A 21,405-nucleotide genomic window follows, 5' to 3' on the forward strand; every position below is an offset into this window, starting at 1 on the left:
CGCCCTACCACCTGTCCACTTCCCGCCTTCCGCTTCCTTTCCTCAAGCCAGAATCTGACGGGTCCAAGGAAGAGGCGCTCACCGCCAAGGCCAAGCTCACCCTCGCCGATGCCGAGACCGGCACGCCCCGCGATGGTGGCAATACGGCCGGCGCAACGCGGCCCCGAGCACCGGTTGCGGCCGATGTGCGCCTGCTCGGTATCGCAACCGAACATCTCTCGCGGCTCGGGCCCAAGCGCGTGACGGTCGTAGCCGTCGCTGCCGAGGCGGGCATGACGCACGCCAACGTGTACCGCTATTTCCCGTCGAAGGACGCGCTCCTCGACGCGGTGGCGGGGCGCTGGTTGCGCGAGGTCGAAGCCCGGCTCGCCGGCATCGCAGACGCACCCGACCCCGCCGACGACAAGATCGAGCGGCTCCTGACCGCGCTCGCGACGGTCCAGCGGGACGCCCTGTTCGATGAGCCGAACCTGTTCGCGGTCCATCTCGACGCAACCGTGTCGGCCCGGCCGATCGCCCGGCGGCACCGCGTGCGACTGCGCAGCCTGGTCGAGCGCGTGGTCGAGGAGGGGATCACCTCCGGCATCTTCTCGGCGCGCGACCGGGAGCGGGCGATCGCCTACATCTTCGACGCGAGCTACCGGTTCACGCATCCCTTGGCGATCCAGCACGACGCCGAAGTGCCGCGCGACCTGATCGAGGCCCGGTTCGGGGCTGTCATCCACGCGATCCAGCGGGTTCTGCGCTCCGGAATCCTCTGAGGCCGACACAAACGCCTCGCTCTCTGACGCCCAGCTCTCTTGGCAGGCCCGGACCCCGCGTCCGGGCCTTCTGCGTTTCCGGACCGGAAGATGAGGTCGGCCGCGACCCGAAATGACAGCTTTTCGGATCTGTCATCCGAGCTTTGCAGCACCGGCGAGACCGCGTGCACCGCACCTAAAACCTTCGCGACGCTGGCATTTCTTCATCCACGTCTGACGCCCTCCGCGTCGCCTAACCCGAAGGAGGGGGCCTCCGCTGGTCGCGCATCGGGTTGAAGCGGCGGTGCTTTTCGGCCACACAGCCGCGCAGATTTCAGAGCGGCGAATCCGGCCTCGAACGCAAGCGGACGAACGGTCCCGGCCTCGCGCGGAACATCCTAGACGTCGAACGCAGCGGAGACGAATCCGACATGGCTCGCAACAAGATCGCGCTCATCGGTGCCGGCCAGATCGGCGGCACCCTGGCCCTTCTGGCCGGCCTGAAGGACCTCGGGGACGTGGTGCTGTTCGACATCGCCGACGGCGTGCCCCAGGGCAAGGCCCTCGACATCGCCGAGGCCGCCCCGGTCGAGGGCTTCGACGCGACCTATGCGGGCGCCAGCGACTACAGCGCCATCAAGGGCGCCGACGTCGTGATCGTCACCGCCGGCGTGCCGCGCAAGCCCGGCATGAGCCGCGACGATCTGATCGGCATCAACCTCAAGGTCATGCAGGCGGTGGGCGAGGGCATCAAGACCTACGCGCCGGACGCCTTCGTGATCTGCATCACCAACCCGCTCGACGCGATGGTGTGGGCGCTGCAGAAGTTCTCGGGGCTCCCCACCAACAAGATCGTCGGCATGGCCGGCGTGCTCGATTCGGCGCGCTTCCGCCACTTCCTGGCCGAGGAATTTAAGGTCTCGGTGGAGGACGTCACCGCCTTCGTGCTTGGCGGCCACGGCGACGACATGGTCCCGCTGACCCGCTACTCCACGGTCGCCGGCGTGCCGCTGACCGACCTCGTCAAGCTCGGCTGGACCACCCAGGAGAAGCTCGACGCCATGGTCGACCGCACCCGCAAGGGCGGCGGCGAGATCGTCAACCTGCTCAAGACCGGCTCGGCCTTCTACGCGCCCGCCGCCTCCGCCATCGCCATGGCCGAGAGCTACCTGCGCGACAAGAAGCGGGTGCTGCCCTGCGCCGCCTACCTCGACGGCCAGTACGGCGTGAAGGGCATGTTCATCGGCGTGCCGATCGTGATCGGTGCGAACGGCGTGGAGCGCGTCCTGGAAGTCACCTTCGACGCCGCCGAGAAGGCGATGTTCGACAAGTCGGTCGCCTCGGTGACGGGCCTGATCGAGGCCTGCAAGGGCGTCGACAGCAACCTCGCCTGACCGGTAAGCGGATACCGGGCCGCGCGTCGCGTTCGGGGATTCGAGTCCCAGTCGCCACGCGCTGCTCGCTGCCACCTATTCGCTCCTCCCTACGAGGCTCCGATGAATATCCATGAATATCAGGCCAAGGCCGTGCTGAAGGAGTTCGGCCTGCCCGTCTCCCGCGGCGTGGCCATCTTCAACCCGTCGGAGGCCGAAGCCGCCGCCAAGGAGCTCGGCGGCCCTGTCTGGGTCGTGAAGAGCCAGATCCACGCCGGCGGGCGCGGCAAGGGCACCTTCAAGGGCGCGCCCGAGGGCGCCAAGGGCGGCGTGCGCGTCACCAAGTCGATCGACGAGGTGAAGCAATATGCCGGCGAGATGCTCGGCCAGACGCTGGTGACGATCCAGACCGGCCCGGCCGGCAAGCAGGTCAACCGCCTCTACATCGAGGAAGGCGCCCAAATCGCCGAGGAATTCTACCTCTCGATGCTGGTCGACCGCGCCACCGGCGGCGTCGCCTTCGTGGTCTCCACCGAGGGCGGCATGGACATCGAGGCGGTCGCGCACGACACGCCCGAGAAGATCCACACGATCGCGGTCGATCCGGCGACGGGTGTCATGCCCCATCACGGCCGCGCCGTCGCCAAGGCCCTCGGGCTCTCCGGCGCCCAGGCCAAGGAAGCGGCCGCGCTGACGGAGAAGCTCTACGCGGCCTTCGTGGCCAAGGACATGAGCCTCCTCGAGATCAACCCGCTGGTGCTGACCGCCGACGGGCACCTCAAGTGCCTCGATGCCAAGATGGCCTTCGACTCGAACGCCCTCTACCGACACCCGGACATCGTCGCGCTGCGTGACGAGACCGAGGAGGACGCCAAGGAGATCGAGGCGTCGAAGTACGACCTCGCTTACATCGCGCTGGACGGCACGATCGGCTGCATGGTCAACGGCGCCGGCCTCGCCATGGCGACCCTCGACATCATCAAGCTCTACGGCGAGGAGCCGGCGAACTTCCTCGATGTCGGTGGCGGCGCCTCCGAGGAGAAGGTCACGGCGGCGTTCAAGATCATCACCGCCGACCCGAACGTGAAGGGGATCCTCGTCAACATCTTCGGCGGGATCATGAAGTGCGACGTGATCGCCAACGGCGTGATCGCCGCCGTGAAGGCGGTGGGCCTGCAGGTGCCGCTGGTGGTGCGCCTGGAGGGCACCAACGTCGAGCAGGGCAAGGCCATCATCCGCAATTCCGGCCTCAACGTCATCCCGGCGGACGACCTCGACGACGCCGCCCAGAAGATCGTCGCCGCCGTGAAGGGAGCCTGATCATGTCGGTGATGATCGACGCCAATACCAAGGTCATCTGCCAGGGCTTCACCGGCAAGAACGGAACCTTCCACTCCGAGCAGGCCATTGCGTACGGCACCAAGATGGTCGGCGGCACAAGCCCCGGTAAGGGCGGTTCGCGGCATCTCGGCCTGCCGGTCTTCGACACCGTCGCCGAGGCCCGCGAGGCCACGGGCGCCGAGGCCTCGGTGGTCTACGTGCCGCCGCCGGGCGCCGCCGACGCGATCTGCGAGGCGATCGCCGCCGAGGTGCCGCTGATCGTCTGCATCACGGAGGGCATCCCGGTGCTCGACATGGTGCGGGTGAAGCGGGCGCTGACGGGCTCGAAGTCGCGCCTGGTCGGACCGAACTGCCCCGGCATCGTCACGGCCGGCGAGTCGAAGATCGGCATCATGCCGGCCAACATCTTCCGGCCGGGCTCCGTCGGCATCGTGTCCCGATCGGGCACGCTGACCTATGAGGCGGTGTTCCAGACCTCCAATGCCGGCCTCGGCCAGACCACGGCCGTGGGCATCGGCGGCGACCCGGTGAAGGGCACCGAGTTCATCGACGTGCTGGAGCTGTTCCTGGCCGACCCGAAGACCGAGTCGATCGTCATGATCGGCGAGATCGGCGGCTCGGCCGAGGAGGAGGCGGCGCAGTTCCTCAAGGACGAGGCCAAGCGCGGGCGCAAGAAGCCGATGGTCGGCTTCATCGCCGGCCGCACGGCGCCTCCGGGCCGCCGCATGGGCCATGCCGGCGCGATCATCTCGGGCGGCAAGGGCGGCGCCGAGGACAAGATCGCCGCCATGGAGGCCGCGGGCATCCGCGTGTCGCCGTCGCCGGCCCGGCTGGGCTCGACGCTGGTCGAGGTCCTGAAGGGCTGAGGCAAGCGCGCCTGCGTTGCGGCCATCGCAGGGCCGCAACGCCCATATCGGGCGTGCAGATGATTTCAGCGGGGCGGTCACCCGCCCCGTTTCGGTTTGAGGGCGATCCGCCGCGCGGACGGGGAGCCCGAAGGGCAGGGGAGCCTGCCCGCGCGATCAGGATGGACGCACCATGGCACGCCAGGACGTGAACGAAGCGCTCCTCGAAACCTCGTTCCTCTACGGCGCCAACGCCGCCTACATCGAGGAATTGCAGGCGGCCTACGCCCGCAACCCGTCCTCAGTGGATCCGGAGTGGCAGGCCTTCTTCAAGGGACTCGGCGAGGACGAGACTCTGGTCGAGAAGAACGCCGCCGGCGCGTCCTGGGAGCGGCCGAACTGGCCGGTGCCGCTCAACGGCGAGCTGGTCTCGGCGCTGGACGGTAACTGGGGCGCCCTGGAGAAGGCGATCGGCGACAAGATCGTCGCCCGCGAGGCCAAGGACGCCAAGCCCGGCAAGCCGCAGGACAGCGTCACCGCCACCACCGGCGTTTCGGTGGAGCAGGCCACGAAGGATTCGGTGCGAGCGATCATGCTGATCCGCTCCTACCGCATGCGCGGCCACCTGCACGCCAAGCTCGACCCGCTGGGTCTCGCCCCGCGCGGCGACCACGAGGAGCTGCACCCGCAGCATTACGGCTTCCAGGAGAGCGACTGGGACCGTCCGATCTTCCTCGACAACGTGCTCGGCCTCCAGTTCGGCACGATCCGCGAGATCGCCGATATCCTGGAGCGGACCTACTGCCAGACGCTCGGCGTCGAGTTCATGCACATCTCCGACCCCGCCGAGAAGGCGTGGATCCAGGAGCGCATCGAGGGCAAGGACAAGGAGATTTCCTTCACGCCCGAGGGTCGCCGGGCGATCCTCAACAAGCTGATCGAGGCCGAAGGCTTCGAGAAGTTCCTGGACCTCAAGTACACCGGCACCAAGCGCTTCGGCCTCGACGGCAGCGAGGCGATGATCCCGGCGCTGGAGCAGATCATCAAGCGCGGCGGCGCGCTCGGCGTCCGTGAGATCGTGCTCGGCATGGCTCATCGCGGCCGGCTCAACGTGCTCACCAACGTGATGGCCAAGCCCTTCCGGGCGGTGTTCCACGAGTTCAAGGGCGGCTCGGCCTCCCCGGCCGAGGTCGAGGGCTCGGGCGACGTGAAGTACCACCTGGGCGCGTCCTCGGACCGCGCCTTCGACGGCAACAACGTCCACCTGTCGCTCACCGCCAACCCGTCCCACCTCGAGATCGTCGACCCGGTAGTGCTGGGGAAGGTCCGCGCCAAGCAGGACCAGTGGGCCAAGCCCAACATCGAGCGCCGCACGGTGCTGCCGCTCCTGATCCACGGCGACGCCGCCTTCGCGGGCCAGGGCGTGGTGGCGGAGTGCTTCGGCCTGTCGGGCCTGAAGGGCCACCGCACCGGCGGCTCGGTCCACTTCATCATCAACAACCAGATCGGCTTCACGACCGATCCGCGGTTCTCGCGCTCGTCGCCGTACCCGTCGGACGTGGCCAAGATGGTCGAGGCGCCGATCTTCCACTGCAACGGCGACGACCCCGAGGCCGTCACCTTCGCGGCGAAGGTCGCGGTCGAGTACCGGCAGAAGTTCGGCAAGCCGGTCGTGATCGACATGCTCTGCTACCGCCGCTTCGGCCACAACGAGGGCGACGAGCCGGCCTTCACCCAGCCGAAGATGTACCAGCGGATCCGCAAGCATCCGTCGGTGCTGGAGAATTACGGCCGCAAGCTCGCCGAGAACGGCTCCGTCACCCAAGAGGCGCTCGACGCCCGCAAGGCCGAGTTCCGCGGGTTGCTCGACACCGAGCTCGACGTCGCCAACAACTATAAGGCCAACAAGGCCGACTGGCTGGACGGCCGCTGGTCCGGCGTGAAGGCCGTGCACGAGGACGTGGACGACCCGCGCCGCGGCCGCACCGCCGTGCCGGCCGAGACCCTTCAGGAGATCGGGCGGAAGATCACGCAGGTGCCGCCCGGCTTCCACCTGCACCGCACGATCCAGCGCTTCATGGACAACCGCGCCAAGGCGGTGGAGACCGGGGTCGGCGTCGACTGGGCGACCGCCGAGGCCCTAGCCTTCGGGGCGACGCTGCTCGACGGCAACCGGGTCCGCCTCTCGGGCCAGGATGTCGAGCGCGGCACCTTCTCGCAGCGTCACGCGGTGGTGATCGATCAGGAGAACGAGCAGCGCTTCACGCCGCTTAACGCCATCCGCGAGGGGCAGGCCTCCATCGAGATCATCAACTCGATGCTCTCCGAGGAGGCCGTGCTCGGTTTCGAGTACGGCTACTCGCTGGCCGAGCCCAACGCCCTGGTCCTGTGGGAGGCGCAGTTCGGCGACTTCGCCAACGGCGCCCAGGTGGTGATCGACCAGTTCATCGCCAGCGGTGAGCGCAAGTGGCTGCGCATGTCCGGCCTCGTGCTGCTGCTGCCGCACGGCTACGAGGGGCAGGGGCCCGAGCACTCCTCCGCCCGCCTGGAGCGCTACCTCCAGGCCTGTGCCGAGGACAACATGCAGGTCGCCAACGTCACGACGCCGGCGAATTACTTCCACATCCTGCGCCGGCAGCTGAAGCGCGACTTCCGCAAGCCGCTGGTCCTGATGACGCCGAAGTCGCTGCTGCGCCACAAGCGCGCCGTGTCGAACCTCGACGCGCTCGCCGAGGGCTCGACCTTCCACCGCGTCCTCTGGGACGACGCCGAGGAGGAGGGCGCGCAGAACAAGCTCGTGCGCGACGACAAGATCCGCCGCGTCGTGCTCTGCTCCGGCAAGGTCTACTACGACCTCTTGGAGGAGCGGGAGAAGCGCGGCCTCAACGACATCTACCTGATGCGCGTCGAGCAGCTCTACCCGTTTCCCCTGAAGGCCCTGGCCAACGAGATGGCCCGCTTCCGCAACGCCGACGTGATCTGGTGCCAGGAAGAGCCCAAGAACATGGGCGCTTGGTCCTTCGTCGAACCCTACCTCGAATGGGTGCTCGGCCAGGCCGGCTCCGCGGTGAAGCGCGCCCGCTACGTCGGCCGTCCGGCCTCGGCCTCCACGGCGGTCGGCCAGATGTCGAAGCACCAGGCGCAGCTCCAGGCCTTCCTCAACGAGGCCCTGGCGGTCTGAGCGTCCGGCCATGGCCTACTTCCTGCTCCGTCTGGAACCGCCCCGCCCGAGCTTCCCGTTCGACGCGACGGACGCCGAGAAGGCGCTGTTCTCGGCGCATTCCGGCTACTGGATGGAGCAGGCGGACGCCGGGGCCGCCATCGCGGTCGGACCCGTCTTCGAGTCCGGCGGCACCTGGGGCCTGGCCCTGGTAGAGGCGGCCGATGCGGCGCAGGCCCAAGCGCTCGGCGAAGCAGATCCCGTCCTGATGGCGCAGGCAGGCTTCCGGTACACCGTCTCGCCCGTTCCATCCCTGATCCTGCGGCGCTGACGTCGCGGCCCGACATCCAGAGGAGGCCCCCCGCGGGGCAAAAGAGAGCATGGCAACCGACATCCTCGTCCCGACCCTCGGCGAATCCGTCAGCGAGGCCACCATCGGCCGCTGGTTCAAGAAGCCCGGCGACACGGTAGCGGCCGACGAGCCGATCGTCGAACTCGAGACCGACAAGGTCACGCTGGAGGTGAACGCCCCGGCGGCGGGCCAGCTCGGCGAGATCCTGGTCAAGGACGGCGAGACCGTGGAGCCCGGCGCCCTGCTCGGCTCGATCGTCGAGGCCGGTGCCGGCGGCGGAACGGCCAAGAAGGCCGCGCCGAAGGAGGCCACCGAGACCAAGGCCGAGACCCGCAGCGAGGCTCCGAAGGCCGCCGCGCCCGCGAAGGCAGAGGCGCCGGCTCAGGAATCCTCGACCGGTTACGGTAATCACGGCGATGCCGCCTCTCCCGCGGCTCAGCAGCGCCCGGTCGGCGACAACGGTCCCGCGGTTGCCAAGATCGCCCGCGAATCCGGTATCGATCCGTCGAGCGTGAACGGCTCGGGCAAGGACGGCCGCGTCACCAAGGGCGACATGCTCGGCGCCATCGCCAAGGGCCCGGCCCCGTCGGCGCCCGCCAAGGAGGCCCGCCCGACCTTGCCGCGTGCCCCCTCGGCTCCGGACGACGCCGCGCGCGAGGAGCGCGTGCGCATGACCAAGCTGCGCCAGACCATCGCGCGCCGCCTCAAGGACGCGCAGGACACCGCGGCGATGCTGACGACGTTCAACGACGTCGACATGTCGGCCGTGATGGCGATGCGCAGCCAGTACAAGGACATCTTCGAGAAGAAGCACGGCACGAAGCTCGGCTTCATGGGCTTCTTCACCAAGGCGGTGATCGGCGCCCTCAAGGACGTGCCGGCGGTCAATGCCGAGATCGACGGCCAGGACCTCGTCTACAAGAACTACTACCACATCGGCATCGCGGTCGGCACCGATAAGGGTCTCGTGGTGCCGGTGGTGCGCGACGCCGACGACCTGTCGATCGCCGGGATCGAGAAGAAAATCGCCGGCTTCGGCAAGAAGGCCCGCGACGGCAAGCTCTCCATCGAGGAGATGCAGGGCGGCACCTTCACGATCACCAACGGCGGCATCTACGGCTCGCTGATGTCGACGCCGATCCTCAACGCACCGCAATCCGGCATCCTCGGCATGCACCGCATCGAGGAGCGCCCGGTGGTCCGCGCCGGCAAGATCGAGGCGCGGCCGATGATGTACCTCGCCCTGTCGTACGATCATCGCATCGTCGACGGAAAGGAGGCCGTGACCTTCCTGGTGCGGGTCAAGGAGGCGCTGGAGGATCCGGCGCGCCTCGTGCTGGACCTCTGAGGCTGTCATGCCGGGCGCTGAGAACAGGGTCGCGATCGTCACCGGCGGCAGCCGCGGCATCGGCCGCGCTGTGGCGCTGCTCCTGGCCGAGCGCGGCTACGCGGTCTGCCTGAGCTACGTGTCGGATTTCACTGCGGCGCAGGGGGTGGTGGACGCGATCACCGCCAAGGGCGGGACGGCGCTCGCCGTGAAGGGCGATGTCGGCAGCGAGGCCGACGTGATCGCCCTGTTCCAGGCGGCCGATGGGCTCGGTCGCCTCGCGGCGCTCGTCAACAATGCCGGCGTGGTCGACGTGAAGTCCGACGTCGCTGACATGAGTGCGGCCCGTCTCCAGCGGATGATGACCACCAACGTCGTCGGCAGCTTCCTCTGCGCCCGCGAGGCGGTGCGGCGCATGTCGACCAAACGCGGCGGCGCCGGCGGATCGATCGTCAACCTGTCCTCGGTGGCGGCGCGGCTCGGCGGACCCGGCCAGTTCGTCGACTACGCCGCCTCCAAGGGTGCGATCGACTCCCTGACGATCGGGCTCGCCCGCGAAGTCGCCGGCGAGGGCATCCGCGTCAACGCGGTGGCGCCCGGGATCATCGCCACCGAGATCCACGCCAGCGGCGGCGAGCCCGACCGGGTGGAACGCCTCGGCCCCGGCGTCCCGATGGGGCGGGCCGGCACCGCCGAGGAGGTCGCCGCGCCGATCGTGTGGCTCCTCTCGGAGGAGGCCTCCTACACCACGGGCACCATCCTCGACATCGGCGGCGGCCGCTGAGTCCAACCTCATCATCTTCGCCCGTCTTTTACGCGGCACGACCGACCGGAAGCGAACGCACATGTCTTACGATCTCGTCGTCATCGGCACTGGCCCTGGCGGCTATGTCTGCGCGATCCGCGCGGCGCAGCTCGGCCTGCGGACCGCGGTCGCCGAGAAGCGCGCGACTCATGGAGGCACCTGCCTCAACGTCGGCTGCATCCCGTCGAAGGCTTTGCTCCACGCCTCCGAGGCGTTCGAGGAGGCCAACAAGCACTTCGCCGATCTCGGGATCGACGTCGGCACGCCGAAGCTCGATCTGAAGAAGATGATGGCCTTCAAGGACGAGGGCGTGGCCGGCAACACGAAGGGTGTCGAGTTCCTGCTCAAGAAGAACAAGGTCGAGACCTTCCACGGCACCGGCCGGATCGCCGGCGCGGGCCGCGTCGAGGTCGTGTCCGAGGATGGTGGCAACCAGATGCTCGAGACCAAGAGCATCGTCATCGCCACCGGCTCCGACGTGACGCGCCTGCCGGGCGTGACCATCGACGAGAAGGTGGTGGTGTCCTCGACGGGCGCTCTCGAACTCGACCGGGTGCCGAAGAAGCTCCTCGTCATCGGCGCCGGCGTGATCGGGCTGGAGCTGGGCTCCGTCTGGCGCCGGCTCGGCGCCGAGGTGACCGTGGTCGAGTATCTCGACCGGGTGCTGCCCGGCATGGATGGCGAGGTCGGCAAGCAGTTCCAGCGGATCCTGACCAAGCAGGGTATCGCCTTCAAGCTGTCCACCAAGGTGACAGGCGTCGAGGTCGGCAAGAAGGGCGGCGCGAGCGTCACCGTCGAGCCGGCCGCGGGTGGTGGCGCGGCGGAGACGCTGCAGGCCGACGTGGTCCTGGTGGCGATCGGCCGGGTGCCCTACACCGAAAGCCTGGGTCTCGACACCGTCGGCGTCCAGCGGGACGACAAGGGCCGGATTCTGACGGATGCGCACTACGCCACCAACGTCACCGGCATCTACGCCATCGGCGACGTGATCGCCGGCCCCATGCTGGCCCACAAGGCCGAGGACGAGGGCGTCGCCATCGCCGAGATGCTGGCCGGGCAATCCGGCCACGTCAATTACGGCGTGATTCCCAACGTGGTCTACACGTTCCCCGAGGTCGCCTCGGTCGGCAAGACCGAGGAAGAGCTCAAGAAGGACGGCATCGCCTACAATGCCGGCAAATTCCCGTTCACGGCCAACGGCCGCGCCAAGGCGAACGGCACCACGGACGGCTTCGTGAAGGTTCTGGCCGATGCCCAGACCGACCGCGTGCTCGGCGTGCACATCGTCGGCGCCGATGCCGGCAACCTGATCGCCGAGGTGGCGGTGGCGATGGAGTTCGGTGCCTCATCCGAGGACATCGCTCGCACCTGCCACGCGCACCCGACGCTGACCGAGGCGGTGAAGGAAGCCGCGCTGGCGGTGAACAAGCGGGCCATCCACGTCTGAGCGACGGGCGGGTGGGGTCCCACCCGCTTTCTCATCCTTAGCGCAAGCCTCGAGGACGCCCCCTTCGAGGCCAATCCACGGCACCCTGTCCGCGCCGACCGTCATTCCGGATCGCCGAAGGCGAACCCCGGATCCAGATCCGCACTCCGTGCAGGACCTGAGCCCGTCGATGTTTCTGGGTTCCGGGCTCCGCCGCGCGGCCCCGGAAAGACGGCGCGCCCGATCGCCCGGTCGTTTCTCCGACCCGCAGGAGGATCAGGCGATCTTGCGCCGTGAATTCGGCAGATCGGCGATCCGCAGGAGCGCGCTCGGCGCGGGCGGAGCCGTGAGGGCGTTCAGCAGGTACGGCCTGCGCAGGCCGAGGGCGTTGTGCAGGGCGAGGTCGATATCGCGGGCGTAGAACGGCATCCGCAGCACCGCATCGACGCCGAAATAGCGGCCCGCCTGGGCGACCGGCTCCAGCTCGGCCGTGGTCAGCAGGGTGATCCGGGTGCCGAGGCCGAGGGGCTGGATCTGGCAGGCGAGTTCGAGCCCGTCGATGCCGGCGAGCTTCACGTCGATGAAGGCGAAATCGTAGGACGCGAGCTTGAGCTGCTTCAGCGCGTGGCGGCCGTCATCCGTCTCATCGAGCTCGATCGCGAAGCCGCTGCGCGCCACCACCCGGCTGATCGCGGACCGTCCCGCCGGCGTCGAGCAGGCGAGCAGTGCCCGGGTCGGCGCGCGGCGGCGGGCATCGGCGTGCAGAAGCTGCTCGATATGGCTCGGGTCGAGGGGTGTTTTCAGAACCTCGTAGGCGCCGAGACTGGTGGCGATGTCCTGCCAGTGTGCCAGCACGCGGGTGGCGACCAGAACCAGGCAGGGCGGTTCCGCGCCGGCCCGACGCGCCACCGCGACGGCTTCGGGTCCGCTCAGATCCTCGAGCTGAAGGCCGACGAAGGCCAGGGTCGGACGGTGCCGAAGCAGGATGTCGCAGAGCGCCTGACCGGAGGTCGCCTCATCGATGATGGCCCGGGCATCGAAGCGCTGAACGACTTCCCTGAGGGCTGTACGGCGGCCCGTGTCGCAATCCGCGATCACAACCCGTGCCGGCGTCATTCCCCCCTCAAGCTCCATGACGCCCGCCCAGCCGATCCGTGTCTCGTCAGCTAGAGTGGCCAAAGATCATGACGAAGCTCTTAAAGAAAACGACTGCTAACTCGGTGCAGTCGATATTCTGCAGAGTCCAGTAACATACTGCGTCAAAATTGCCCGTTCTAGCAGTTTAGATCAGCGTCCGGCTCGGGGATGGGCGGCCGCGTAGGCGCTCATCAGCCGGGCCGCATCGACCTGCGTGTAGAGCTGTGTGGTCGACAGGGACGCGTGACCGAGGAGTTCCTGGATGGCGCGGAGTTCCCCCTGCCGGGCAAGGAGATGCGTGGCGAAGGAGTGGCGCAGGGCATGCGGCGTCGCAGTGTCGGGCAGGCCGAGGGCGCCCCGAGCACGGGCGACCGTGTACTGGATGATGCGCGGCGAGAGCGGGCCACCGCGGGCCCCGACGAACAGCGGCCCCTCCGGCGGCAGCGGCAGCGGGCAGGCGGCGAGATAATCGGCGACGGCCTGGGCGACGATCGGCAGGATCGGCACCATCCGCTGCTTGCCGCCCTTGCCGAGGACGGTGACCTGATCGATGCCCGGCAACGGCGCGTCGCGCCGTGCGAGACCCAGCGCCTCGGAGATGCGCAGGCCGGCCCCGTAGAGCAGCGCCAGAACGGCAGCGTCCCGGGCGAGTACCCAGGGCTCGCGCTCCTCGCCGGCGCGAATACCCGTGTCGGTCAGCGCCACCGCAGCGGAGACGGGGAGGGGGCGCGGCAGACGCCGCGGCACCTTCGGCGAGCGCACGCCGCCGAGCGCCGAAACGGTCCCGTAACCCTCCCGCTCCAGGTAGCGCGCGAAGGAGCGCAAGCCCGCGAGCATGCGCATCAACGAGCGCCCGGAGACTTCGTCGGCCCGCCGCGCGGCCATGAAGGCGCGGATGTCGCGCACCTTCAGAGCCACGAGCATCGGGATCGTCGGGGTACCGTGGCGCGCGGCGAGGTAATGGAGGAACTGGCGCAGGTCGCGCCCGTAGGCCTCGACGGTGTTGGGCGCCATCCGCCGCTCGCGCGCGAGCCCGTCGATCCAGGCCTGGACGGCCTCACGCAGGCGGGCGTCGCCCGGAAACAACAGATCGTGGTCAGGCTCACGCGCGCTCATGGGACCTATCGACCGGATCATCCTTGCTGCGCACTTAACGTGCGCGCACGCTCGCCCTCACGACGGTCGCTTGGCGCACGACGCCGTGCCAAGCTGCGTCCATGTCACTCCTCGCCTATGTCGGTGCCGCTCTTGCGGAGATCGCCGGATGCTTCGCGTTCTGGTCCTGGCTCCGGCTCGGCCGCTCCGTCTGGTGGGTCGTGCCGGGCCTGGCCTCGCTGGCGGCCTTCGCCGGGCTGCTGACCCTGGTGGACAGCCCGGCCGCGGGGCGCGCCTTCGCGGCCTATGGTGGGGTCTACGTCGCAGCCTCGGTCCTGTGGCTCTGGCTCGCCGAGGGCCACCGACCCGACCGCTGGGATCTCGCGGGCAGCGCGGTCTGCCTCGCCGGGACGGCGATCATCCTGCTCGGGCGCCGCGGCTGAGCCGGCCTTACCGACCCATCGCGTAGAACGCGTCGTTCGGGCGCAGCTCCGCGACGCTGGCGATCCGGTTCGACAAGGCAAAGAGCGCGGTGATCGCCGCGATGTCCCAGATGTCGTCCGAGCCGAATCCGTGCTCGGCAAGGGCCGCGTGATCCTCCGCGCCGACGCGCCGGGAATCGGTCGCGACCTTGACCGCGAAGGCCAGCATGGCGCGCTGGCGCGGGGTGATGTCGGCCTTGGTGTAGTTGACCGCGATCTGGTCGGCGATCAGCGGGTTCTTAGCCCGCACCCGCAGGATCGCGCCGTGGGCGATGACACAGTAGAGGCAGTCATTGGCCGCGCTGGTCGCCACCACGATCATCTCGCGCTCGGCCTTGGTCAGGCCGCCCGGCCGGTCCATCAGCGCGTCGTGATAGGCCATGAAGGCGCGAAACTCGTCCGGGCGATGCGCCAGCGCCAGGAAGATGTTGGGCACGAAGCCGGCCTTCTCCTGCACCAGGGCGATCCGGGCGCGCAGATCCTCCGGCATCTCGGAGAGCTTTGGCACCGGGAAGCGGCTGATCGGGGCGTCCGCGCTCATGGTCATCCTCCAGAAGCCGTGTCTTGGTGAAACCCGGCGTTCACGATACGTACGGCAGCCTCGGGCCGTTCGTCGAGCCGTGGAGCATCATGACCAGCCCCGTCCGCATCCTCGGGATCGATCCCGGGCTCCGCCGCACCGGCTGGGGCCTCATCACCGCGCAGGGCACCAAGCTCACCTACGGCGATTGCGGCGTCGTGACCTCGGACGGCGACCTGCCGCTGGCCCTGCGCCTGCGCGAGCTGTTCGAGGGGATCGGGCGCATCGTCGACAGCGTGAAGCCCGACGAGGTCGCCGTGGAGGAAACCTTCGTCAACAAGGACGCGCAGGCGACCCTCAAGCTGGGCCATGCCCGGGCCATGGCGCTGGTGGTGCCGGCGCTCGCCGGGCTGCCGGTGTTCGAGTACGCCGCCAACCTGATCAAGAAGACCGTGGCGGGCTCCGGCCATGCCGAGAAGGTGCAGATCCAGGCGATGGTGCGCTTCCTGCTGCCGAAGGCCGAGTTCCGCATCGCCGACGCCGCCGACGCGCTGGCCATCGCCATCACCCATGCCAGCCACCGGGACTCGCACGCGCTGCGCAAGGCGCACCTGCCGGCGGGCAAGCGCCGCACGCTCACGGGCCAGGCGGCTGCGGGGCAGGGGCTCGAAGGGAAGGGTTTCTCCGCCGCCGCCGCCGCGCGCATCGAAGCCGCGCTGGCGAAACAGAACTGACGGGATCGGGAAGGACTTGGTGGGGGAAGTAGGACTCGAACCTACGAAGCTTACGCAGCGGATTTACAGTCCGCCCCCTTTGCCGCTCGGGACATTCCCCCAAGGCGGGTTTTTCGCCCGCGGCGCCCTTATGGTGAGGGGTGGGCCGGGTGTCAACGCTTGTGATGCCCGGATCCGGTCTCACATGTGCGGCGGCCGTGAAGGGACATCGGTTTCCGGCGCCGAAGCCGCTCGGGCGGGAGCGCCTGAGCCGGGTCCGGGGTCGCGTTCAGCCGACGCCAGCGAGACGAAAACGCGAACGTTCCGCGACTCCGGGGGATTCACAAAGGAATCCGGATCGGCCACGGTGCGCGCATGTCGCCCTGCTTCGTCGGCCCTTGACCCGTCCCGCCCCGTCCCTGCGGTCCCACCAGCGCACGCTGATGGCCTTGGTCGCGGCCATGGCGCGCGGGGAGGCGGGCCATGTCCGCAAGATCTTGGCTGCGGTGACGCCCGGCGGCGGCAAGTCGCTGCTGCCGGTGATCGCCGCGCATGGGCTCATCAAGGCCGGTCTCGTCGAGCGCGTGGTCTGGGTGGTGCCGCGGGATTCGCTGCGGCTGCAGGCCGAGGAGGCCTTCGCCGACCCGCTCTGGCGCGCTGCCTTCGGGCATGCCCTCTCCGTGCGCGCCGCCGACAACGAACGTGATCCGGCCCGGGGCACGGCCGGCTACATCACCACTTACCAGGCGGTCGCCGCCGCGCCGGCCCTTCATCTGGCGGAAGCGCGGGCGCACCGGACCCTTCTGGTCGTCGACGAGGTCCATCACCTGCCAGTTCCCGGCAGGCCGGGGGCGGAGGAGGCCTCAGCCGAGGACGCGGAAGCCGGGGCATGGTCCCGGGCGATGCTGCCCGTGATGGAGGCGGCCGCCTTTCGGCTCTACCTGTCGGGCACGCTCGAGCGGGCGGACGGCCGGCGCATCCTCGGCCTGCCCTACCAGCCCGCAGCGCCGGGTCGCGGGCCGGAACTCGACCTCGACGCGCCGGGCCTCGCGGTGATCGGCTATTCGCGCGCCCAGGCCCTCGCCGAGCGGGCCGTGCTGCCGGTGACCTTCGGGGCGATCGACGGCGAGGCGAGCTGGCTCGAGGGCGGCCGGATCGCCGGCGACAGCCCGCGGGTCGGACCACACCGGCTGGGCGCCGGCTCGGTGCGGGTCACCACGCGGCCGGCCCTGTTCACGGCCCTGCGCACCGGTTTCGCCCGCGATCTCCTGAGCGAGGCGTTCCACGCCACGAAGCGCCTGCGCGCCCGGCGCCGAGCGGAGCGGCAGCTTCCGCCCGGGGAGGCCGTGAGGGGCTCGGCAAGCTTCTGGTGGTGGCGCCGGATCAGGCGAGCGCGCGGGCCTATCTGGCGACCCTGCGAAGCTGGATGCCGGCCGGGCAGGGGGAGCGTGACGTCCGCCTAGCGACCTCCGGCCAGGGCGACGCCCATGCCGCCCTGGCCGCCTTCCGCCTCACCCCGGAACCGGCGGTGCTCGTAACGGTGGCTATGGCCTACGAAGGCCTCGACGCGCCGGAGGTCGCCGTGGTCGCGGCCCTCACCCATATCCGCTCGCGCCCCTGGCTGGAGCAGATGCTCGCCCGGGCGACCCGGGTCGATCCGCATGCCGGCGCCTACGACGCGCAGCAGGCCCTGATCTTCCACCCCGACGACCCGCTCTTCGCCCGCTTCCGCCTGGAGCTGGAGACCGAGCAGGGCAGCAGCGTCCGGCCCCGGCGCGAGCGCCCGGCCAGCGCCGTCGTGCCCGAGCGGACCCGCTGGCGTGACGCCGAGCCCGCCGGGATCACGCCCCTGGAGAGCAACGCGATCGGCCTCCGTTATGCCCTCCTGCGCCCGCGCCTCGCCGAGCCGACGCCGATGGCACCGACCCCCGAGCCGCCCTCCATCACCGAGCGGACCCTGCGCCAGAGGCTCGCCGTCGCGGTAGCGGCGCAGGCGGTGGAGGACGAGGCCTCCCTGCGGGTGCCCCGCGGCGGCAACCTCGCGCATCGCTACAACGCCGTGCTGAAGCGCGTCCTCGGCAAGGGCCGCGCGACCATGACCCTGCCGGAGTTGGAGGCAGCGCTCGCCTGGCTTGAACGCAACCGCCTCTCCGACCATCTCGACCGCCTCGACGGCGATGCCCGCTACGCTTGGTCCGCCCGGCAGCGCCGCGGACGTTGGCAGCCGGAGCGCGCCGCCGGCCGCTGAGCCGCGGTGCGGGATCGACGCGACGGAGGGGAGAAGCGCCATGACCGAGAGCCTGCCCGCCGCCTTCGCCGCGGCCCTGACCGGGACCACGCCCCCAGCGTCCTGGCCGGCGCCGCTCGCCGCCCTCTGGTGGCTGGCCAAGGATCCGTCCGGCTCGGACCTGGCTGCCTGGGAGCGGGCGCATGCCCTGGTTCAGGACGCGTCCGGGCCCGATGCCGCCTGGGTGCACGCCCATCTCCATAGGCTCGAGGGCGACGCAGGCAACGCGCGCTACTGGTATGGGCGCGCCGGCCGCCCGGGACCGCGCGGCACCCTGGCGGAGGAGCGGACCGCCATCATCACGGCCCTGTCGAACCCGTCTTAATTCATCCCGTCGCAACGGATCGAAATCCGCCACCCCGCCGTTCCTGGTCGCGGCGGGAACGCACCCGCTTTTGGGCGGAGGATTTGTCGTTCGCGATTTGTAACAAATGTCAATTTTCAAGTTCGGTCTAATACCGAGACGGGACAAATCAGTCATTTTCCGATCGTCGATCCGATACAACCTCAGATTTAGTGTTCTTAAATCAAGCTGGGCGGCCCTGGCGGAAACTTCACAATTCCGAATTCGCTATGGATGACGCTGTTTTTTCGCTCGCCTGTCGGCGAAATCTGATTATGGCTACGCGCATCAAGTCCGGAAGCAGGGAAACGTGCTGATCGCCGTGATGAGCTTGGTGTGTCTAATCTGCGGCGTGAGTCTCGCGGGTCTTTCATTGCGGTATCCGGGGCGCGCGGCCGTCTTCGAGCGCTGGAGCGGGATCTGCCTCGTGCTCGGCCTGTGCCTGCTCGGAGCGGCGCTGCACGGCGCCCGCACGTAGGCCCTCACACCTTTCCCGCCGCACCGGATCACGCACAGGACGACATCGCGGTGGCGGGCGAGTCGGCAGGATAGCCGATCGGCTGAGCTAAGCGGTGTCTACGGTGTCTCGGCAGAGCCCTAGGCGCGGCAAGCCGCGCGCTGGGATACATGCCGGCCATTCGCCCCGCGCGTCGGTCAGGCCTGCCCCAGGGCGGCATGACCGCCGCGGCTGCCGCAGGCGGAGCAGAACCGTTCGAACATGCTCTTGCGATGGTCGCAGGCGGGGCACCGCTCGAACAGGCCGATCCCGCAATGCGGGCAGAAATTCGCATTCGGGCTCGCGACGTCGACGGGCCGTTCGCAGCCCGGGCAGACCTTCTTGGCGAGGCGGAGCAGGGCCTGATCGGTGGCGATCTCGGTCCGTCGCTCCTCGTCGGGTCGCGCTTCCGCGATCCGCTGGCGCTCCCGATGGGCGTGGAGGGCGTTGATCGCCGCGCGTCCGGCCACAAGGGTGACCACCACCCCAACGCCGTAATGGACGTAGCCGCCGTAGCTCGGCAGATACGGCACCAACTCGACGAAGAACGCGAAGGCCGCCGCCAGCGCGAACCCCCACACGAACGGCCAATTGCGCGTGTTCCGCCGTTTCAGGAGCAGCCATCCGGCCAGAACCAACAGCGGGAGGGTCACGGCGAGCCGGTAGCCGAAGACGCGCAGCTCCTGCGTGCTCTCGGCGGCCTGGAGCTTCTGCTGGGCGGCCGCGCGCTCCTCGCTGTCCTCGGCCATCAGCGCCGATTGTTTCTGCGCGAGGTCGAGATCCGCCTGAGCCAGGGCTTCCAGCCGTTCCTCGACCGTCCGCTCGGCGGCCTTCAGGGCGTCGAGTTGCTGCGTTCGGGCAACCAGATCGGGATCCTGGTCGACACGCTGTGTCGTATCCCGGGTCTTCAGCCAGTTGGCGAAGGTCTCGCGGGCAGCCGCGGAGGCCGAGCGCGCCGCGTCGAGGGCGAGCTGGGCCTGATCCGTCTGCTGCTGGTTGTCGCCGCGCTCACGGCGGACCTCCTTCAGGGCGGCCGCGGTGGCCTGCGACTTCCCGGGGTCGAGGAATTGCTCAAGTGTATAGCGGTGCTCGACCTCCGGCAGGTCGCCGACCACCAGGGAACCGAGGCCGATCAGGAAAACCGCGAAGGCGACGGCCACCAGCCAGAGGATGAGGGTGAAGGACCGCTCGGACAGACTGACACCTGATCTCACGACACGATCCTCGGCTGGTCCAGGCGAGTGCGACGACATCCCATCTGCCCGGTGCAGGCCCGGGTCGAATCGGTTCTCCGCGGATGGCAGCCGCCGAGCTTAGCAGGCGACCGGGACGCGCGTCCCATCTCGGCTACGGAACGTCGAGCCGGATAACCTGTTGTCAGGCCGCCCGGCGCGGATGCTGGGTTACGAGATTCGGAGCGGACCCATGAGCCTCCTCGGCAGCATCGTCGGCAAGATCCTCCACCCGTTCGGCGGTGGAACCGCGGAGGCCGCGCCCTCGGCCACGGCCGGCTCGGGTGGTCCGGCCCTCCAGCACGCCGTCCACCCCGTCCGCCCCCGGCAGCTCCGGCGGCAGCGAACCGGTGGATGTCGCGGCCGTGCTCACCAGCCTCGCCGAGAAGAACCCGCAGACGCTCGACTGGCGCCACTCGATCGTGGACCTGATGAAGCTGCTCGGCCTCGATTCCGGCCTCGCCTCGCGCAAGCAGCTCGCCGATGAGTTGCACTACACCGGCGACAAGGACGACTCGGCCTCGATGAACATCTGGCTGCACAAGCAGGTCATGCAGAAGCTCGCCGAGAATGGCGGCAAGGTGCCGGACGACCTGAAGCACTAGGCCACAGGAAAAGGGGAGCCGGTCCGCTGGCTCCCTGCTCAGCGCCCGGTCCGGACCCGAGTCCACAGACGGGTGACGAATCGCTGGGTGCGGTCGTCCCAGGCGGTGTTGATCGAGAGGCGCTGCATCGTCGCCTCGTCCGGGTAGATGCCGGGATTGCTCAGGATCTCGGGCTTCACGAACTTCTTCGCCGCGAGATTGCCGCTGGCATAGGCCACGAAGTTGGTGTTGGCCGCGGCCACGTCGGGCCGCATCATGTAGTCGATGAAGGCCAGTGCCTCGGCCGGGTGGGCGGCATCCTTCGGGATCGCGAAGGTGTCGAACCACATCAGCGCGCCTTCCTTCGGCACCACGTAGGCGATCTCCGTCCCGTTCTTGGCCTCGTCGGCGCGGCGCTTGGCCTGCATCACGTCGCCCGAATAGCCCACCGCCACGCAGATATCGCCGTTGGCCAGCGCCTGGATGTACTCCGACGAGTGGAACTTCCGCACGGAGCCGCGCACCTTGTAGAGGGCATCGGTCACCAGGGTCATGTCGTCCCAGCGCTTGGAATCGGCCTTGGCCCCGAAGGCCGGCAGCATGCTCGGGATCAGATCCTCGGGGCTGTCGAGCATCATGATTCCGCACTCCTTCAGCTTGTTGGCGGAAGCGGGATTGAGAACGAGGTTCCAAGAGTTCACCGCCGCGTTGGCGCCCAGGCGCTCGCGCACGGCGGCGACGTTGTAGCCGATGCCGGTGGTGCCCCACATGTAGTCGACGGCGTAGGTGTTGCCGGGATCGTAGGCCGCCAGCCGGCTCGTGACCTCGGGCCAGAGATTGCCGAGGTTCTTCAGCTTGGACTTGTCGAGCGGCAGGAAGGCGCCGGCCCGGATCAGCCGCTGCAGGTAGGGTCCGGACGGCACGACGATGTCGTAGCCGGAGCGGCCGGCCAGCAGCTTGGTCTCGAGGATCTCGTTGTTGTCGTAGGTGTCGTAGACGACCTTGATGCCGGTCTCGCGGGTGAAGGCCTCGAGCACCTTCGGCTCGATATAGTCCGACCAGTTGTAGATGTTGAGGACCCGCTCCTCGGCGGCCGGGACCGGCTGCGCGAAGGGGAGGGCGGCCAGAAGGACGGCCGCCAGAACGA

20 protein-coding genes, 1 tRNA gene and 1 pseudogene are annotated in these 21,405 nt (G+C 69.0%); 16 read left to right on the plus strand and 6 right to left on the minus strand.

Annotation, left to right across the window (positions count from 1 at the left end; translation table 11 throughout):
* Positions 1-185: 185 nt before the first annotated feature.
* The 9 genes from M6G65_RS03590 to lpdA all read left to right on the plus strand — a co-directional run bounded on the left by M6G65_RS03590 (position 186) and on the right by lpdA (position 11,390).
* Positions 186-761, plus strand: a complete 576-nt coding sequence (locus tag M6G65_RS03590; protein WP_012317921.1) for a TetR family transcriptional regulator — start codon at positions 186-188, stop codon at positions 759-761.
* Positions 762-1,171: 410 nt separating this feature from the next.
* Positions 1,172-2,134: a malate dehydrogenase gene (gene mdh, locus M6G65_RS03595; RefSeq protein ID WP_250103580.1), complete on the plus strand. Its 963-nt coding sequence runs from the start codon at positions 1,172-1,174 to the stop codon at positions 2,132-2,134.
* 102 nt (positions 2,135-2,236) lie between these two features.
* Positions 2,237-3,433, plus strand: a complete 1,197-nt coding sequence (gene sucC / locus M6G65_RS03600) for an ADP-forming succinate--CoA ligase subunit beta (protein WP_238199595.1) — start codon at positions 2,237-2,239, stop codon at positions 3,431-3,433.
* Between the two features lie 2 nt (positions 3,434-3,435).
* Complete coding sequence (gene sucD, locus M6G65_RS03605) at positions 3,436-4,320, plus strand: succinate--CoA ligase subunit alpha (RefSeq protein WP_238199594.1); 885 nt, start codon at positions 3,436-3,438, stop codon at positions 4,318-4,320.
* 172 nt (positions 4,321-4,492) lie between these two features.
* Complete coding sequence (locus M6G65_RS03610) at positions 4,493-7,480, plus strand: 2-oxoglutarate dehydrogenase E1 component (RefSeq protein WP_250103581.1); 2,988 nt, start codon at positions 4,493-4,495, stop codon at positions 7,478-7,480.
* A gap of 10 nt (positions 7,481-7,490) precedes the next feature.
* On the plus strand, positions 7,491-7,790 hold the full coding sequence (locus M6G65_RS03615; RefSeq protein WP_238199591.1) for a YciI family protein: 300 nt from the start codon (positions 7,491-7,493) through the stop codon (positions 7,788-7,790).
* Positions 7,791-7,839: 49 nt separating this feature from the next.
* Positions 7,840-9,159: a 2-oxoglutarate dehydrogenase complex dihydrolipoyllysine-residue succinyltransferase gene (odhB, locus tag M6G65_RS03620; protein ID WP_238199590.1), complete on the plus strand. Its 1,320-nt coding sequence runs from the start codon at positions 7,840-7,842 to the stop codon at positions 9,157-9,159.
* Between the two features lie 7 nt (positions 9,160-9,166).
* A complete protein-coding gene (locus M6G65_RS03625) occupies positions 9,167-9,922 on the plus strand; it encodes an SDR family oxidoreductase (RefSeq protein ID WP_238199589.1) in 756 nt (251 codons plus the stop codon).
* A gap of 61 nt (positions 9,923-9,983) precedes the next feature.
* Positions 9,984-11,390, plus strand: a complete 1,407-nt coding sequence (gene lpdA / locus M6G65_RS03630; RefSeq protein WP_250103582.1) for a dihydrolipoyl dehydrogenase — start codon at positions 9,984-9,986, stop codon at positions 11,388-11,390.
* Between the two features lie 255 nt (positions 11,391-11,645).
* Here the strand turns inward: lpdA and M6G65_RS03635 are convergent, their stop codons facing one another.
* Both M6G65_RS03635 and M6G65_RS03640 read right to left on the minus strand, forming a co-directional pair.
* Complete coding sequence (locus tag M6G65_RS03635; protein WP_238199587.1) at positions 11,646-12,485, minus strand: response regulator; 840 nt, start codon at positions 12,483-12,485, stop codon at positions 11,646-11,648.
* Positions 12,486-12,656: 171 nt separating this feature from the next.
* Positions 12,657-13,622 (minus strand): tyrosine recombinase XerC, encoded by a 966-nt coding sequence (locus M6G65_RS03640; protein WP_238199586.1) that lies wholly within the window; start codon positions 13,620-13,622, stop codon positions 12,657-12,659.
* Between the two features lie 101 nt (positions 13,623-13,723).
* Between M6G65_RS03640 and M6G65_RS03645 the strand changes: the two genes are divergently transcribed.
* Entirely contained in the window at positions 13,724-14,044 is a 321-nt protein-coding gene (locus tag M6G65_RS03645; RefSeq protein ID WP_238199585.1) for a YnfA family protein, read from the plus strand.
* Positions 14,045-14,051: 7 nt separating this feature from the next.
* On the opposite strand, the gene M6G65_RS03650 is transcribed toward M6G65_RS03645, so the two are convergent.
* A complete protein-coding gene (locus tag M6G65_RS03650; RefSeq protein ID WP_373323902.1) occupies positions 14,052-14,624 on the minus strand; it encodes a peroxidase-related enzyme in 573 nt (190 codons plus the stop codon).
* An 89-nt stretch (positions 14,625-14,713) separates the two neighbouring features.
* Between M6G65_RS03650 and ruvC the strand changes: the two genes are divergently transcribed.
* Positions 14,714-15,337 (plus strand): crossover junction endodeoxyribonuclease RuvC, encoded by a 624-nt coding sequence (gene ruvC / locus M6G65_RS03655; RefSeq protein ID WP_238199582.1) that lies wholly within the window; start codon positions 14,714-14,716, stop codon positions 15,335-15,337.
* Between the two features lie 17 nt (positions 15,338-15,354).
* On the opposite strand, the gene M6G65_RS03660 is transcribed toward ruvC, so the two are convergent.
* Positions 15,355-15,438: transfer RNA gene (locus M6G65_RS03660), tRNA-Tyr, on the minus strand.
* Positions 15,439-15,714: 276 nt separating this feature from the next.
* Between M6G65_RS03660 and M6G65_RS03665 the strand changes: the two genes are divergently transcribed.
* From M6G65_RS03665 to M6G65_RS03680, 4 genes are all read left to right on the plus strand, one after another.
* Positions 15,715-16,779 (plus strand): DEAD/DEAH box helicase, encoded by a 1,065-nt coding sequence (locus M6G65_RS03665; RefSeq protein ID WP_250103583.1) that lies wholly within the window; start codon positions 15,715-15,717, stop codon positions 16,777-16,779.
* Positions 16,743-17,564 carry a helicase C-terminal domain-containing protein gene (locus tag M6G65_RS03670; RefSeq protein WP_250103584.1) on the plus strand — a complete coding sequence of 274 codons (822 nt, stop codon included), beginning with the start codon at positions 16,743-16,745 and terminating at the stop codon, positions 17,562-17,564. Before M6G65_RS03665 ends, M6G65_RS03670 begins: the two co-directional genes overlap by 37 nt.
* 40 nt (positions 17,565-17,604) lie before the next feature.
* Positions 17,605-17,928 (plus strand): hypothetical protein, encoded by a 324-nt coding sequence (locus M6G65_RS03675; protein WP_238199579.1) that lies wholly within the window; start codon positions 17,605-17,607, stop codon positions 17,926-17,928.
* 328 nt (positions 17,929-18,256) lie between these two features.
* Positions 18,257-18,424 (plus strand): hypothetical protein, encoded by a 168-nt coding sequence (locus M6G65_RS03680; RefSeq protein WP_238199578.1) that lies wholly within the window; start codon positions 18,257-18,259, stop codon positions 18,422-18,424.
* Positions 18,425-18,600: 176 nt separating this feature from the next.
* On the opposite strand, the gene M6G65_RS03685 is transcribed toward M6G65_RS03680, so the two are convergent.
* Positions 18,601-19,656, minus strand: a complete 1,056-nt coding sequence (locus M6G65_RS03685) for a double zinc ribbon domain-containing protein (RefSeq protein ID WP_238199577.1) — start codon at positions 19,654-19,656, stop codon at positions 18,601-18,603.
* Positions 19,657-19,867: 211 nt separating this feature from the next.
* Between M6G65_RS03685 and M6G65_RS03690 the strand changes: the two are divergent.
* Positions 19,868-20,279: pseudogene (locus tag M6G65_RS03690) on the plus strand (DUF3597 domain-containing protein).
* Positions 20,280-20,317: 38 nt separating this feature from the next.
* On the opposite strand, the gene M6G65_RS03695 reads toward M6G65_RS03690, so the two are convergent.
* Positions 20,318-21,400 (minus strand): polyamine ABC transporter substrate-binding protein, encoded by a 1,083-nt coding sequence (locus M6G65_RS03695; protein ID WP_373323904.1) that lies wholly within the window; start codon positions 21,398-21,400, stop codon positions 20,318-20,320.
* Between the last annotated feature and the right edge of the window lie 5 nt (positions 21,401-21,405).

Origin of the sequence: Methylobacterium tardum (assembly GCF_023546765.1) — a bacterium.
GTDB lineage: Bacteria > Pseudomonadota > Alphaproteobacteria > Rhizobiales > Beijerinckiaceae > Methylobacterium > Methylobacterium tardum.

Coding starts and splice junctions, on each gene's coding strand:
- sucC (WP_238199595.1), top strand. CDS start 2,237: ATGAATATCCATGAATATCAGGCCAAGGCCGTGCTGAAGGAGTTCGGC.
- M6G65_RS03610 (WP_250103581.1), top strand. CDS start 4,493: ATGGCACGCCAGGACGTGAACGAAGCGCTCCTCGAAACCTCGTTCCTC.
- mdh (WP_250103580.1), top strand. CDS start 1,172: ATGGCTCGCAACAAGATCGCGCTCATCGGTGCCGGCCAGATCGGCGGC.
- M6G65_RS03645 (WP_238199585.1), top strand. CDS start 13,724: ATGTCACTCCTCGCCTATGTCGGTGCCGCTCTTGCGGAGATCGCCGGA.
- M6G65_RS03675 (WP_238199579.1), top strand. CDS start 17,605: ATGACCGAGAGCCTGCCCGCCGCCTTCGCCGCGGCCCTGACCGGGACC.
- lpdA (WP_250103582.1), top strand. CDS start 9,984: ATGTCTTACGATCTCGTCGTCATCGGCACTGGCCCTGGCGGCTATGTC.
- M6G65_RS03640 (WP_238199586.1), bottom strand. CDS start 13,622: ATGAGCGCGCGTGAGCCTGACCACGATCTGTTGTTTCCGGGCGACGCC.
- M6G65_RS03635 (WP_238199587.1), bottom strand. CDS start 12,485: ATGACGCCGGCACGGGTTGTGATCGCGGATTGCGACACGGGCCGCCGT.
- odhB (WP_238199590.1), top strand. CDS start 7,840: ATGGCAACCGACATCCTCGTCCCGACCCTCGGCGAATCCGTCAGCGAG.
- M6G65_RS03625 (WP_238199589.1), top strand. CDS start 9,167: ATGCCGGGCGCTGAGAACAGGGTCGCGATCGTCACCGGCGGCAGCCGC.
- sucD (WP_238199594.1), top strand. CDS start 3,436: ATGTCGGTGATGATCGACGCCAATACCAAGGTCATCTGCCAGGGCTTC.
- ruvC (WP_238199582.1), top strand. CDS start 14,714: ATGACCAGCCCCGTCCGCATCCTCGGGATCGATCCCGGGCTCCGCCGC.
- M6G65_RS03670 (WP_250103584.1), top strand. CDS start 16,743: ATGCCGGCCGGGCAGGGGGAGCGTGACGTCCGCCTAGCGACCTCCGGC.
- M6G65_RS03650 (WP_373323902.1), bottom strand. CDS start 14,624: ATGAGCGCGGACGCCCCGATCAGCCGCTTCCCGGTGCCAAAGCTCTCC.
- M6G65_RS03615 (WP_238199591.1), top strand. CDS start 7,491: ATGGCCTACTTCCTGCTCCGTCTGGAACCGCCCCGCCCGAGCTTCCCG.